Source organism: Streptomyces sp. AC627_RSS907 (assembly GCF_019049165.1).
In genome coordinates this window covers 1-412 of record NZ_JAGMUE010000166.1, presented here as the reverse complement: position 1 = coordinate 412, position 412 = coordinate 1, and the positions used below count along the sequence as shown (strand labels likewise).

The window sequence follows — 412 nt, the reverse complement described above, 5'->3', positions numbered from 1 at the left end:
CCTACACCCTTACCCCGGGACAACCACCGCCCGGGATGGACTACCTTCCTGCGTCACCCCATCACTCACCTACTAACCGCTTGGTCCGGCGGCTCCACCACTTTCCATTCCCCGAAGGGTCCGGAACGGCTTCACGGCCTTAGCATCACGATGCTCGATGTTTGACGCTTCACAGCGGGTACCGGAATATCAACCGGTTATCCATCGACTACGCCTGTCGGCCTCGCCTTAGGTCCCGACTTACCCTGGGCAGATCAGCTTGACCCAGGAACCCTTAGTCAATCGGCGCAAACGTTTCTCACGTTTGTATCGCTACTCATGCCTGCATTCTCACTCGTGAACCGTCCACAACTCGCTTACACGGCTGCTTCACCCGGCACACGACGCTCCCCTACCCATCCACACACCCGTT

At 58.5% G+C, this 412-nt stretch carries 1 rRNA gene; it reads right to left on the bottom strand.

The window, feature by feature from the left end:
• Window positions 1–412 (bottom strand): 23S ribosomal RNA (locus KUM32_RS29795); the annotation flags it as partial.